The 13,588-nt window shown below is 52.2% G+C and carries 14 protein-coding genes; 11 read left to right on the top strand and 3 right to left on the bottom strand.

What is annotated here, in order from left to right; all coding sequences use genetic code 11:
* The 7 genes from R0I78_RS06950 to R0I78_RS06920 all read left to right on the top strand — a co-directional run.
* On the top strand, nt 1-1,516 hold a 1,516-nt coding region (locus R0I78_RS06950; protein WP_317074806.1), incomplete at its 5' end, for a VWA domain-containing protein.
* A gap of 12 nt (nt 1,517-1,528) precedes the next feature.
* Nucleotides 1,529-1,957: a hypothetical protein gene (locus R0I78_RS06945; protein ID WP_317074805.1), complete on the top strand. Its 429-nt coding sequence runs from the start codon at nt 1,529-1,531 to the stop codon at nt 1,955-1,957.
* A 19-nt stretch (nt 1,958-1,976) separates the two neighbouring features.
* A complete protein-coding gene (locus tag R0I78_RS06940) occupies nt 1,977-2,681 on the top strand; it encodes an SIMPL domain-containing protein (protein WP_317074804.1) in 705 nt (234 codons plus the stop codon).
* Between the two features lie 119 nt (nt 2,682-2,800).
* A complete protein-coding gene (gene serA / locus R0I78_RS06935) occupies nt 2,801-4,030 on the top strand; it encodes a phosphoglycerate dehydrogenase (protein WP_019934175.1) in 1,230 nt (409 codons plus the stop codon).
* 156 nt (nt 4,031-4,186) lie between these two features.
* Nucleotides 4,187-5,053 (top strand): acyl-CoA thioesterase II, encoded by an 867-nt coding sequence (gene tesB / locus R0I78_RS06930; protein ID WP_317074803.1) that lies wholly within the window; start codon nt 4,187-4,189, stop codon nt 5,051-5,053.
* On the top strand, nt 5,053-5,718 hold the full coding sequence (gene ung, locus R0I78_RS06925; RefSeq protein WP_019934173.1) for a uracil-DNA glycosylase: 666 nt from the start codon (nt 5,053-5,055) through the stop codon (nt 5,716-5,718). Before tesB ends, ung begins: the two co-directional genes overlap by 1 nt.
* Nucleotides 5,719-5,846: 128 nt before the next feature.
* Nucleotides 5,847-6,035, top strand: coding sequence for a DUF3545 family protein (locus R0I78_RS06920; RefSeq protein WP_019934172.1), 189 nt, complete (start codon nt 5,847-5,849; stop codon nt 6,033-6,035).
* A gap of 63 nt (nt 6,036-6,098) precedes the next feature.
* Here R0I78_RS06920 and tal read toward each other — a convergent pair whose 3' ends face one another.
* Nucleotides 6,099-7,052, bottom strand: a complete 954-nt coding sequence (gene tal, locus R0I78_RS06915; RefSeq protein ID WP_317074802.1) for a transaldolase — start codon at nt 7,050-7,052, stop codon at nt 6,099-6,101.
* A 126-nt stretch (nt 7,053-7,178) separates the two neighbouring features.
* Between tal and R0I78_RS06910 the strand changes: the two genes are divergently transcribed.
* The gene (locus R0I78_RS06910) at nt 7,179-8,600 is read left to right on the top strand and encodes a sodium:alanine symporter family protein (protein ID WP_317074801.1); all 1,422 of its coding nucleotides are present in this window, start codon (nt 7,179-7,181) and stop codon (nt 8,598-8,600) included.
* Between the two features lie 191 nt (nt 8,601-8,791).
* On the opposite strand, the gene R0I78_RS06905 is transcribed toward R0I78_RS06910, so the two are convergent.
* Nucleotides 8,792-9,343: a hydrolase gene (locus R0I78_RS06905; protein WP_019934169.1), complete on the bottom strand. Its 552-nt coding sequence runs from the start codon at nt 9,341-9,343 to the stop codon at nt 8,792-8,794.
* A 214-nt stretch (nt 9,344-9,557) separates the two neighbouring features.
* Here R0I78_RS06905 and R0I78_RS06900 point away from each other — a divergent pair, with 214 nt between their 5' ends.
* From R0I78_RS06900 to R0I78_RS06890, 3 genes are all read left to right on the top strand, one after another.
* Nucleotides 9,558-9,893, top strand: coding sequence for a YkgJ family cysteine cluster protein (locus R0I78_RS06900; protein WP_019934168.1), 336 nt, complete (start codon nt 9,558-9,560; stop codon nt 9,891-9,893).
* A 71-nt stretch (nt 9,894-9,964) separates the two neighbouring features.
* Nucleotides 9,965-10,597, top strand: coding sequence for a YceH family protein (locus R0I78_RS06895; RefSeq protein WP_317074800.1), 633 nt, complete (start codon nt 9,965-9,967; stop codon nt 10,595-10,597).
* Nucleotides 10,598-10,701: 104 nt separating this feature from the next.
* Nucleotides 10,702-12,585, top strand: a complete 1,884-nt coding sequence (locus tag R0I78_RS06890) for a methyl-accepting chemotaxis protein (protein ID WP_317074799.1) — start codon at nt 10,702-10,704, stop codon at nt 12,583-12,585.
* 98 nt (nt 12,586-12,683) lie between these two features.
* Here the strand turns inward: R0I78_RS06890 and R0I78_RS06885 are convergent, their stop codons facing one another.
* Nucleotides 12,684-13,562, bottom strand: coding sequence for a LysR family transcriptional regulator (locus R0I78_RS06885; protein ID WP_317074798.1), 879 nt, complete (start codon nt 13,560-13,562; stop codon nt 12,684-12,686).
* Nucleotides 13,563-13,588 lie beyond the last annotated feature (26 nt).

Genomic DNA, 13,588 nt, shown 5'->3' with positions numbered 1-13,588 from the left:
GAGTGTGGACGGCGCGCAAAGCGGCAGCACCAGCCTGGGCAGCTGGTCGGTGAGCCCCGACGGCACCTTCAATTACACCCTGACCAGTGCCACCACGGACGTGGATGGCGTGGCCGAGACCGACAGCTTCAGCTACACCGCGACCGACAGCGTCGGCAATACCGTGAGCAACACCGTGGTGATCACCATTGTGGATGACGAGCCGGTGGCGGAGGATGATAATGTCACCATTACAGAAGAAGGACTGCCAAAATATAACCTTACCCTGGTTATTGACATTTCTGGCAGTATGGCAGGAAGTAAACTGGCTTTAGCGAAAGCTGCATATATTAACCTGCTTAATAGTTTTGATGATATTTCATCTGATGTAAAAGTGAATGTCATTAGCTTTAATAGTAGTTCGCAAATTGTTGGTGAAGGACTTACTCTCTCTCAGGCTGAAGGGAGTATTAATTCTTTGGTTGCAGGTGGGACAACTAACTATAGGGCTGCATTAAATAATGCTGAGACAGTTCTCGGGAGAGCTCCAAGTGGTTATGTTGATAAGGTCTATTTCATTTCTGACGGGCAGCCTGTCCCTTCGTCAAATAATGCTCCGGATAGTTGGCAGGACTATGTGGATAACAATAATATTGATGTATATGTTGTTGGTGTTGGGATTAGCAGCTCAAATGTAAGTGCAGTTAACGAGCTTGATCGTGTAGAAAATAGTGGTGATGATCCGGTGTTGATTGATGACGCCAATGAGCTTGATGCCATATTCCAGGATACAGTACCAAGCCTTTACGCTGGGAATGTACTGATAAAAGGCTCGCAGAGCCAGGATGTTAATGATGATTTTTTTGGTGCTGATGGTCCTGCTCTAGAAAAGCTGGTGGGAATAGAGCATGATGGAATTTTTTATGAAGTAGGTGGAACTTCATCAAGTACACGGACTATAACCACAGAAAAAGGAGGGGAGTTCAGTATTGATGTTGATGGTAACTTTACTTACAAAGGGCCGGCAGATGTTGATGATGATATAACTGAGATTTTTATTTATACCATAGAGGATGCAGATGGAGATAGAGCAAATGCCACGTTAAGCATTACAGTGGAAGATCAGGATGCTGTAACAAGTCAGGCAAGTTACTTTAGCTTCGATTCTTCCAGTAATAACATTGTGGATGTAGGTTTTGGTGATAATATCCTTAACGGCACGGATATTGTGGATACCTTTGTGTTTTCCCAAGTGTCTATTGGTTCTACTAATGAAATTATTAATTACAATCAAGATGAGGATGTGGTGGATTTAAAAGCACTCCTTACAGGAGAGAGTGAAGATACTTTAACAAGTTATCTTGAGTTCAGCAAAGAAGGTAGTGACACTGTACTCACCGTCACGCCGTTGGGCGCAGGTAGCAGTGATACGCAGGAGATACGTTTTGAAAGCGTAGATCTGATGGGCTCCATGACCAGTGCTGAGCTGATTACGTCGATGGTAGATGATAATACGCTGCAGGTTGATAAAACCTGACGGGAGACAACCATGTCCAAAGTAACCACGGTAATGCTGCAGGGAGTGCGTTATCACTGGAATGGTGAAGATATTCTGGTGGATGACGGTGTAGGGTTGCCGTGGTCTTTGGCTGGGCCGGCACTGGAACAGGTGGAGCTTTACAACGAGGATGGCGACGTTTCCGGTGAGTTCAGTATTAACTTCGAGCAACAAAGCTGGTGGCTGCAAGGAGATAATATGGCTGATGCCGTGACGCTGGTAGACGACAGCGGAGCGGCGCTGGCCGCTTTATTATCTGATCCGGAGGCTCCTTTACCGGTTAGCCTGGATGATATTTTGCTTGGCAGCGAACTTGCCGGCCATCTGGATGGTGCGACCATCCCTGACACAGGCATGCCAGATGCAGAGTTGCTTGACGATGTGATCAATTGGCTCTCGGTGTATAGTGGCTACGAGTAACCATCTGCGGAGAGTGATTATGCGTAAATTTGTACGTCCTGCCTTCTATAGCTTGCCTTTGTTATTCAGCTCAGCCAGTTTTGCCATTGCTGTGCCCGATGCGCCGCATTTGGTTACGGAAGGTCAGGCCAGCATCAGTGTGGTACCGGACATGTCCACCCTGACGTTTAAAGTAACCGCATTAAAGGACGACAGCAGTGAGGCCAAAACCGAAGCAGACACTCGTGTGGCTGCCTTGTTTAGTGGTCTGAACGGTCTGGGTATCAAAAAAGCCGATATTGACAGCGGCAATCTGCTTACCCGGCCCGATTATCACTATCCTGAAAACGGCAAACGTGAGCTGAACGGTTACGTTGCTGAGCGCCATGTCACGGTAAGGTTGTATCAGCTGGATACCCTCAGTCAGGTAATTGATACTGTACTGAAGCAGGGCATACAAAATGTTCAAAATATTGCTTATGGTGTGCGTGAAGCTGACGGCTATCAGCAAAAAGCCCGGCAAGCAGCCATCAAGCGTGCTACCGAGCTTGCCACCGAGCTTGCCACCGGCTTTGATGAGAGCCTGGGCGATATTTATGCCATTGAATACACCGAGTCGTCGCCTGTGCATCCGCGTCCTCTGGGCATGGCTAAAATGATGGCCGCAGATGCGCCTGTCGAGAGCTATCAGCAAAACGAGATAGAGTTTACCGACAGAGTTCAGGTGGTTTATACCCTTAAGTAATTCTTAAAAAAAAATTTATAAGTTAAAAAAACGTGACTTTGATGGCAAAAATTCCCTAAGGTCGATGTTTTTGGTACTTTATGAAAAACCCTAACGCAGTAGTCATAAAGGACCCAGTAATGGCCAACTATTCTCTAGATAAAGATAAAATCAAAATTTTGTTGCTCGAAGGTGTGCACCAGGGCACGGTGGATTCTTTTAAAGCCGCTGGCTACAACAATATTGATTATCTGAAAACGTCTCTGGCCGAAGATGAGCTGAAAGAGCGCATTAAGGATGCGCATTTTGTGGGCCTGCGCTCCCGCACTCAACTGACTGAGTCTGTGCTGGATGCCGCTGAGAAGCTGGTTGCCATTGGGTGTTTTTGCATTGGCACTAACCAGGTTAACCTGGATGCGGCCCAGGTGCGCGGCATTCCCGTGTTTAATGCGCCTTTCTCCAACACCCGCAGTGTGGCTGAACTGGTGCTGGGCGAGCTGTTGTTGCTGCTGCGGGGTATTCCGGAGCGCAACGCCAAGGCCCATCGTGGTGAGTGGCAAAAAACCGCGACCGGCTCTTTTGAGGCGCGTGGCAAAAAGCTGGGCATTATCGGTTATGGCCACATTGGGACTCAGCTTGGCATTATTGCTGAAGGCATCGGCATGCAGGTGTATTACTACGACATTGAAAACAAGCTGTCGCTGGGTAATGCCATTCAGGTTGGCAGCCTGAAAGAGCTGCTTGGCATGGCGGATGTGGTGTCCTTGCATGTGCCGGAAACCGCGCAAACCAAGAACATGCTTGGTGCTGAAGAAATTGCGATGATGAAACCGGGAACCATTCTGATTAATGCCTCACGAGGCACAGTGGTCGACATTGATGCGCTGGCTTCTGCGCTGGCTTCCGGGCACATTGCCGGTGCCGCCATTGATGTATTCCCGGTTGAACCCAAGTCTAATGACGAAGAGTTTGTGTCTCCGCTACGAGAGTTTGATAACGTGATCCTGACGCCGCATATTGGCGGCTCTACTCAGGAAGCGCAGGAAAACATTGGTTATGAAGTAGCCGGCAAGCTGATTAAATATTCCGATAACGGCTCTACGCTGTCTGCTGTGAACTTCCCTGAAGTGTCTTTGCCCAGCCATGCCGGAACCAGCCGTTTGCTGCACATTCACCATAACAAGCCGGGCATTCTGAGCCAGATTGCGCAGGCCTTTGCGGGTGATGACATCAATATTGCCGCACAATATCTGCAAACGTCGCCGAAAATTGGTTATGTGGTGATTGATGTGGAAACCGCCCAAAGCGAGCAGGCTCTGGCCAAGCTGAAGGCCATTGATGGCACCATTCGTGCCCGTATTCTGCATTAATTGCCGGCATATCCGGTTATCATAAAGGGGCGAAAGCCCCTTTTTTAATGGTAAGATTTTGCGAATGAGCGAAGCGACTTCCAACATTTGCGTTGCTGACAGAACAAACGCCGGCCTGCGCCGAAGTGACGGGGTTATATTCAACGGGATAACAATATGAGCAAAGCACTGGATGATTTATTAACCTTGCTGGCCCTGGAGCCGCTGGATGATGGCCTTTACCGCGGCCAGAGCACAGATCTTGGCTTTGGTGCCGTGTTTGGCGGCCAGGTCATGGGGCAGGCGCTGGCAGCGGCTAAATATACGCTGCAGCCGGAGCGACCGGTGCACTCTTTCCACTCTTATTTTTTACGCCCGGGCGATGTTAACAAGCCCATTATCTACGATGTAGAAAACATCCGTGATGGCAAAACTACCTCCACCCGCCGGGTGCAGGCGCTGCAATATGGTAAGCCTATTTTTTATATGACGGCCTCGTTTCAGCAGCCGGCAGCCGGGTTTGAGCATCAGTCGCTTATGCCTGAGGTGCCGGGGCCGGAAGAGTTAACCCCTGAAAGCGAACGGCTGGCGGCGCTGGCCGACAAGGTGCCGGCCAAGCTGCGTAAAAAGCTGCTGGCAGAAAACCCTATCGATATGCGTCAGGTGAACTATGTGGATCCGATGAAGCCGGAAAAAGCCGAGCCGCTGCGCTATATCTGGCTGAAGGCCAATGGCGAGTTACCCGGCGATCCCCGCATTCATAAATATCTGCTGACCTATGCCGCTGATTTTAACTTTTTGCCCACGGCACTGATGCCCCATGGTCATTCGTTCTGGGAGCCGCAGCTGCAGGTGGCCACCATTGACCATTCCATGTGGTTTCATGACAACTTTCGGTTTGATGACTGGATCTTGTATGTCATGGAAAGCCCGCGCAGCATTGCCGGTCGAGGCCTGGTACAGGGGCACTTTTACAGCCGCGATGGTCGTCTGGTGGCCACGGCCATGCAGGAAGGGCTTATTCGTCCGCGGGGAGGTCAGTGATGGCTGTTTCCTGGCATGATGTGCTTGGCCCGGAAAAGCAACAGCCTTATTTTATTGAGGCCATAAATGCAGTAGATGCGGCCCGGGCTGCCGGTAAGCAGGTGTTTCCGCCCAGAAAGGATATGTTCCGGGCGCTTGAGCTGACACCGCTGGAGCATGTGAAAGTAGTGATGCTGGGGCAGGATCCCTACCACGGGCCGGGCCAGGCTCATGGTTTGTGTTTTTCGGTGCGCCCCGGTGTTAAGGTACCGCCTTCTTTGCGCAATATGTATAAAGAGCTGGAAACGGATATTCCCGGCTTTGTCGCGCCCGATCATGGTTTTCTTGAGCCGTGGGCGCAGCAGGGGGTGCTAATGCTGAATACGGTATTGACCGTAGAGCAGGGCAAGGCACATTCTCATGCTGGTTTTGGCTGGGAGATCTTTACTGACAAAGTGATTCAGGCAGTCAATGAGCATTGTGAGGGAGTGGTGTTTTTGCTGTGGGGCAGTCATGCCCAGAAAAAGGGCCGGCATATTAACCGGGAGCGTCATCATGTATTAAGCGGCCCGCATCCCAGCCCCTTGTCTGCCTACCGTGGTTTTTTTGGCTGCCGGCATTTTTCGCAAGCCAACCAGTTGCTGCAAAACGACGGCAAAACGCCTGTTAACTGGCAACTTGATTAATATATGCAGGTGTTTTTTCTTTTTTGCGTTGCAGCTTAATAATTTTGCAATAACAAAGTTCTACTTTATAACCTCTTGTGATATATCAATAGCCGACTGCAACTGATAACCAACAGGAGGGAGCTCACATGGAGAGGTCAAGCTTCGATCAGGACTTTGTAGTTGAACGGGCACCCCGTACACCACGGGAACCGGCAAAAAAGCGCAAGTGGCGGGAAATTGAAGCCATTATGGATAAAAAGCGTTTGCAGGAAGAGCTTCAGGATCTGGATTGCACCCTCGAACTTGAGGCGCTGCCCGAAGAGCTGGAGCTTTAAGAGCACAAAATAATCAAGGCGTCGCAAGACGCCTTTTTTATTCTGTTAAATCGTGGACGGAGGTCAGATCATCGCCTTCAGCATGTCTTCCAGCTTGTCCTGATCTACCGCGAAGTTACGAATGCCTTCGGCCAGCTTCTCGGTAGCCATGGCGTCCTGGTTTTGCTCCCAGCGGAACTCGGCTTCGGTCATGGGAGCGGGGCGGTCTTTATTAGCTCCGGTGTCTTTCAGCTTGGCTGTCACTGTTACGCTGGCATTGTTCAGCTCTTCCAGCAGGTCAGGGCCAATGGTGAGGCGATCGCAGCCGGCCAGCTCAATGATTTCGCCGGTATTACGGAAGCTGGCTCCCATGACGACTGTGCTATAGCCGTGGGTTTTGTAGTAGTTATAAATGCGGGTAACAGACTGTACGCCGGGATCTTCCTCTGCAGTGTAGTCTTTCTTGTCGGTGTTGTTTTTATACCAGTCGAGAATACGACCCACAAAAGGAGAGATCAGGTACGCGCCGGCTTCGGCACAGGCACGGGCCTGAGCAAAGCTGAACAGCAGCGTCAGGTTACAGTTAATACCTTCTTTTTCAAGCACTTCAGCAGCACGAATGCCTTCCCAGGTCGACGCCAGTTTGATCAGAATACGCTCTTTGGACACACCGGCATCGGCATACAGGGCGACAAGGCGGCGGGCCTTGGCAATGCTGGCTTCAGTGTCAAACGATAAACGAGCATCTACCTCGGTAGAGATGCGTCCGGGAATAATTTTCAGGATTTCACAGCCAATGTTCACGGCCAGCTTGTCGGAAGCGTCGATCAGCTGCTGCTCTGCATTCTGGCTTTGTGCTTTGGCCCAGCTAACGGCGTCTTCCAGCAGCGGGCGATATTCCGTAATTTGTGCCGCTTTCAGAATGAGTGAGGGGTTGGTGGTGGCGTCTTCGGGCTGATATTTGCGAATGGCTTCAATGTCGCCGGTGTCGGCTACCACTGTAGTGAGCTTGCGCAGTTGAGTAAGTGAATTGGCCATGAACGGGTCCTGTGGGTGTGTGTTAGCGCTATATTCTAATTTTATCCGGCACAAAAGTCATTTATCGCCATGCGGGCGCTTGTGGTACATTGCCCCGCTTCATACAGGACTAACGCAGAGGTGTTCATGGATTCTGTTATTGCCTTTATCAACAATCTGCTGTGGGGATCCGTACTGATCTACCTGCTGCTGGGTGTGGGCGTATTTTTTACCTTTCGATTAGGTTTTATTCAATTCCGCCATTTTGGCCATATGTTTTCAGTGCTGAAAAACAGCCGTAAAGCTGATGCGGCGGGCATTTCATCGTTTCAGGCGTTATGCACCAGTCTGGCGGCCCGGGTGGGCACCGGCAATCTGGCCGGGGTAGCGGTGGCGCTCTATCTGGGCGGACCGGGCGCTATTTTCTGGATGTGGCTGATTGCTCTGATTGGTATGGCTACTGCGTTTGCCGAAAGCGCGCTGGCCCAGCTTTACAAGGTAAAAGACGATGAGGGCAACTATCGTGGCGGGCCGGCCTATTACATGGAGCGCGGCCTGGGCATGCGCTGGATGGGGGTGCTGTTTGCCATTTTTCTGATTATTGCGTTTGGTCTGGTATTCAACGCGGTGCAGGCCAATTCTATCAGTGCTGCCATGCAGGTGGCCTTTAATGTGCCCGAATGGGCTTCCGGTATGGTGCTGGTGGTGCTGGCAGGGCTGATTATTTTTGGTGGCTTGCGCACCATAGCGCGCTTTGCAGAACTGGTGGTGCCGGTGATGGCGCTGGCATATTTGCTGATTGCGCTGGTGGTGGTGGCCATGAACATCACTGAGCTGCCCGGTGTGCTGTCGTTAATAGTGAAATCAGCTTTTGGTCTGGAGCAGGCCGGTGGTGGTGCCATGGGTTATGCCATTTCTCAGGCGCTGATTAATGGCATTAAGCGCGGTCTGTTCTCTAACGAGGCAGGCATGGGCTCGGCACCCAACGCGGCAGCCTCGGCTACCCCTTATCCGCCCCATCCGGCGTCTCAGGGCTATGTGCAAATGCTGGGTGTGTTTGCTGATACTCTTGTGATCTGTACCTGTACCGCGTCTATTATTCTGCTGTCGGGTCAGTTTGAACCAGGCTCTGGTGTGACCGGCATTGAGCTGACACAGAAAGCGCTGTCGAGCGAGGTGGGTGAGTGGGGCAATATCTTTATTGCCATTGCCATTTTGTTTTTTGCCTTTACCAGCATAGTGGCCAACTATGCCTACGCCGAGAACAACCTGGTGTTTCTGGAGCACAACCACGAAGGCGGCCTGCTGGTGTTCCGGCTGTTTGTGCTGGGCATGGTGATGTTTGGCTCTGTGGGTGAGCTGCCTATTATCTGGGCCATGGCCGATACCTCCATGGGCATGATGGCACTGATTAACCTGGTGGCTATCTTGCTGCTGTCGGGTGTGGTAGTGAAACTTGCCAAAGATTATAACAACCAGCGCAAGCTGGGCCGGCTGCCCACCTTTGATGTGACCAAATATCCCGAGCTGAAAAGCCAGCTGGAAGAAGGGATCTGGGACAAGAAGTAATATTGGGGAAGGTTGGCAATGAGCGCAGCGAATTTCAACATGAAGCCGGCTGCGGAATGTTGCTACGGCCTTCCCATGTGCTCCGGCCTCCGGGCCGGAGCCATCCAGCAGCCATACACTGTTTACAGGTACAGCTCAGAACCTGCAATTTTTGCCACTTACAGCTGACAGCTTATGGCTCCCCGAAGGGGTCAGGGCTGGTCGCCGACCAAAAACTGTTTGCTGATGGTTTTAAATGTGTCGGTGCCGGCTTGTTGCATCAGTTCGAACACCACCATTTCACGGCTGACAATCTGGGCACCGGCGTTGCGCATACGCTCCAGACCCAGCTGACGATTTTCTTCAGTACGGCTGCCTACCACATCGGCTACTACAAAGACATTTTTGCCGTTTTGCAGCAGATCGAGCACGGTTTGCAGCACGCACACATGGGTTTCCATGCCGCACACAATGATCTGACTGCGGCTTTGCCATTCTCTGGGCAGACAGCCGCCGGCCACCGCAGAAAAATGCACTTTGGTGGAAACCGCCGGGCGCTCGACCAGACTGGTGAGCGTGGGCAGAGTATGGCCCAGGCCACGGGGGTATTGTTCGGTGAACAGGGTGGGAATATTCAGTATTTGACAGGCCTGTATCAGCCAGCTGGCACGGGCGGCCAGCTGGTCACCCTGATGAATGGCAGGGACCAGTTTTTCCTGAATATCAACGACCAGCAAAGCGGCCTTTTCGGGTTGCATCAGCATGAATGCCTCCTTTTTGTAACAACTGCGTAAAGTATGCCGGAAACAGCCGGAATAAAAAGCCTGTTGGCGCACGCAATGTCTTGCCTGGCACTGATTTTCGATTTATTTATATTGCCGCTGCGTTGAGCGTTCGCTCTGTTCGCTGGCTTCTTTTTGTTGTGCTCAATTTTTTTGTTTTCGTCACTGTGTTGTTTTGCCGGGAGGTAAGGCGTTGATGAGTGGTGGCAATCCTTGCTTGAATTGTGGTGCCTGTTGTGCGTTTTTTCGCGTGTCATTTTATTGGGGCGAAGTGCACAGCGACTTTGCCGTGCCCGAAGCACTGACCGAGCCGGTATCGTTTGCGCGTCTGGCCATGAAAGGCACCAATCAGCCTTCACCGCGTTGTGTGGCGCTGCAAGGCGAAGTGGGAGGCTGTGTGTCCTGTAGTATTTATGAAAACCGGCCCGGGCCCTGCCGGGACTTTGAGGCCTTTGATGCCGAAGGTGCCTGCAACCGGGCCAGAGCTGCCCACGGCCTGCCACCGCTGGAGCCACCACTGGTTGCAGCTTAGTGGCGGAAAACATTGGTGTTTTTTTAATAGTCAGGTAATTTGGACAGCAGACAAACACAAGGAGCCCGGTTATGGAAAAACTCTCTGCCCTGGAGCAACGTGTTGTTGGCTGCCTGATTGAAAAGCAGGTATCTACGCCCGATGTATATCCGCTGACGCTGAACTCTCTGATTAACGCCTGCAACCAGAAAAGCAACCGAGATCCTGTGATGAGCCTGAGTGAAGGCGAGGTGCAGTCGGTACTGAATAACCTGGTTGCACGGCGGCTGGTGAACAATGTGGCGGGCTTTAATGCCCGGGCGGCAAAGTATCAGCACCGTTTTTGCAATACCGAGTTTGGCGAGCTGCACTTCAATGACGGTGAGCTGGCCATCATCTGCGAGCTGCTGCTGCGTGGCCCGCAAACTCCGGGAGAGCTGCGCAGCCGCTGTGCCCGGCTGCATCAGTTTGGTGACGTCAGTGAAGTGGATGCCTGCCTGCACAGCCTGATGGAAAAAGGCCCTTATGTCGTAAAACTGGCGCGCCTGCCCGGCAAGCGGGAAGCCCGCTATGCTCATTTGTTTGGCGATGTTCCTGTGGCTGATGCCGGCGCACCGGCTGCTGCAGTATCGGCTGTCGAAAACAGCGCAGCCCGTATTCAAGAGCTGGAAGCTGAGGTGGAAAGATTAAAGGCACGGATTAAAGAGCTGGAGGCGCAGTTGTAACAGGAGTGTGCAGAAATGTGACAGCAAGCGGTTGCTTTTGATTCTTTTCGGCAGTTCAATACGACTTAAGTACCATATCATCAGTATATGACAAGGAATGTTTGATGAAACTGACGCATAAGGTGGGGCTGACTGCTGCTGCCGTATTGTTGCTCACCGTTGGTTTGCTGTCCTGGTTGCAGCTTTCGCAGGTACGGGAAAGCCTGCGAGAGCAGACTGCGGCGTCTGTTCATGAAACCAGTGCCACCCTGGCTCGTCAGATTGAAAGCTGGCTTAATGGCAAGCTTGCTCTTATCGATATGGCTGCTCAGCAAATAAGCAGTGATTTCAGCCGTGAGCAGGTACAGCAGACATTTGATCTGCCGTTGCTGGCCGAAGAATTCATGCTTGTATTTGGTGGTCTGGGGAGCGAATACGGACGAGCCATCAGTAATACACCCAGCTGGAACCCTCCGGGCTGGGATGCCCGTCAGCGGGGCTGGTATCAGCTGGCACGGCAAGCTGACAGCGCCATATTAACCGAGCCCTATGCCGATGCCAGCACCGGTGAAATTCTGATTTCTGCAGTAGCCAAACTCACTGATAACGGCACCTTTCTGGGCGCTTTTGGCGGTGATCTCAGTCTGAAAAGCGTGTCTGAGTCTGTCAATGTGATTGATTTTAACGGGGCTGGTCATGCTTTTCTGGTGGCCGGTAACGGTAATATTATTTCTCACCCGGACAGTGCTCTCAACGGCCGTCAATTAAGTGAATTGTTTAATGGTGAAATGCCGGCGCTGAGCAATGAGCTGCATACCTTTGAGCTTGATGGGCAGCCCCACTGGGTGGCGTTTACGCCCCTCCACGATCTGCAGGGGGCAGACTGGTACATTGGTGTAGCACTGAATGAAAATATTGTGATGGCCCGGGCTGACAGACTGCAGTGGCAGTCAATGACAATTGCCGGTTTTGGAGTGACGGTAAGTCTGGCAATACTGGTGCTGCTGATGACCCGTCAGCTGAAGCCGCTGGGAGGTCTGTATCGTTCTCTTACCGATATTAACAGTGGTGAAGGTGATCTGACCAAGCGTCTGCCTGTTACCAGAAAAGATGAATTTGCGCTGGTTGCCGGCGAGTTCAATGGGTTTCTTGCTCATTTACAGCAGCTTATTGGAAATGTCATGACCAGTGCCCGGTCGCTTAAATCGAGCATTAATGAAACATCGGAGCAGTCGGAACAGGCTGAACAGGAATTACAGCGACAACTGCAGGAGCTTGATCAGCTTGCCACTGCCATGCATGAAATGGCTGCCACAGCCAATGATGTAGCCCGCCATGCACAGCAGGCTGCTGAGGCGGCGAACGCTGCCAGTCATGAAACCGAGCAGGGCGTTGCCGTGGTGGCGCGTTCTACACAGGCCATAGAACGTCTGTCTGCTGATATGGATGAAACCATGACATCAGTTAATGAGCTGGCTCAGCTTAGTCGCAATATAGAGTCTATTTTGTCTGTGATCACCGACATTGCCGAGCAGACTAATTTACTGGCCTTGAATGCGGCCATTGAGGCGGCCCGGGCAGGTGAGACGGGCAGGGGCTTTGCAGTGGTGGCGGATGAGGTTCGTTCACTGGCTTCTCGTACTCAGCAGTCTACCCGTGAAATCAGCGAGATGATCGAGCAGCTGCAGCAGGGAGTACAGCAAACCGAGCACAAAATGCAGCAAAGTCAGGCACTGGCTGCAGACACCACCACTGATGCAGCGGAAGCAAATGAAGTTCTGGTGCGTATTCGTGAAGCCATTGCCCGTATTAATGATATGAACCTGCAGATAGCCACAGCAGCGGAAGAGCAAAGCGCCACCAGTGAAGAGATTAACCAGAATACCACCAATATTCGGGATATCAGTCAGGGCGTTGCCGGCGGAGCGCTGGAGCAGTTGAGAAAATGTCAGGGCATGCTGGATCAAATGCAGCGCCAGGATCAGTTGCTGAGCCGGTTCAGGGTATAAAACCGGCAGCATCTGACTTACCGTTTTAATTCGTTAATAACGCCTTCGGGGCCATCGCGCAGGCCGCTTTGCTGAAACAGTAGGCACCTTGTTCATCGTTACAGCGTATCAAGAAAGGTATCGACTACCAGGTTGCTGCGCCGGCTGCGGGCGGTAATGACGCAAAAGCGGGTGGTAAAGCCCGGTTGCAAGGGTCTCAGCCGGCCGGCGGCCACCCAGGGGGCGGCATAGTGCTCGGGCAGATAGCCCAGATAACAACCGGTCAGCACCAGAAATAAAATACCTTCCCGATCGTTGGCATGGGCACCCGTGGTGTGCCCTGCATAGAGGGCTGCGGCCTCGGCTGCCTGCTGAAAGCGCGGCTGCACCACTTCATGACCTTCGGTATTGATGTTTTGAGCATTGAACAAGGGATGTGAATCGGCGCAATAAAGCCAGTTGCTTTCTTCATAAAGCGGGGAGTAATGCAGCCCCGGCAGCTCCCTGACCTGAGGGATCACACCCACATTAAGCCGGCCGTCGAGCACGCCCATTTCTATGTCGTCGGACGGTTGCATACGCAGATCAATGTGCACCTCCGGGCCTTTGGCCTTGAGGGCGGCCAGGCCATGGGTAATTTTCATTCCCGGATGAGACACCAGGTTGTCGGTAATGCCAATGATCAGAGTGCCCCGCAAGTGCCGATGCAGATCGTTCAGCTCGGCCCTGAAGTACTCCACCGCGCCAAACAGCCGGTCGCTGGCTTCCAGCACCCGTTTTCCTTCATCGGTCAGGGCAAAGCCGGCGCGCCCGCGTTGACACAGCTTTACCTGCAGCCGCTTTTCCAGATCCGCCATTTGCATGCTGATGGCCGCCCGGCTGATGCCCAGCGCCACCTCGGCGGCAGCAAAGCCGCCACAGGCCGCCACAGTGCGAAACACCCGAAGCAGTTTGAGCTCAAAATCGCTGATTTGACCCAGTGTTTTTATATTTGCCATTGGTTCAGCATTCCCTTAACTGAGGT

Origin of the sequence: Oceanimonas sp. CAM02, assembly GCF_032842915.1 — a bacterium.
GTDB classification, from domain to species: Bacteria; Pseudomonadota; Gammaproteobacteria; order Enterobacterales; family Aeromonadaceae; genus Oceanimonas; species Oceanimonas smirnovii.
Note: the sequence above shows the minus strand (reverse complement) of the source record. Positions and strands in the feature narration are given on the sequence as shown.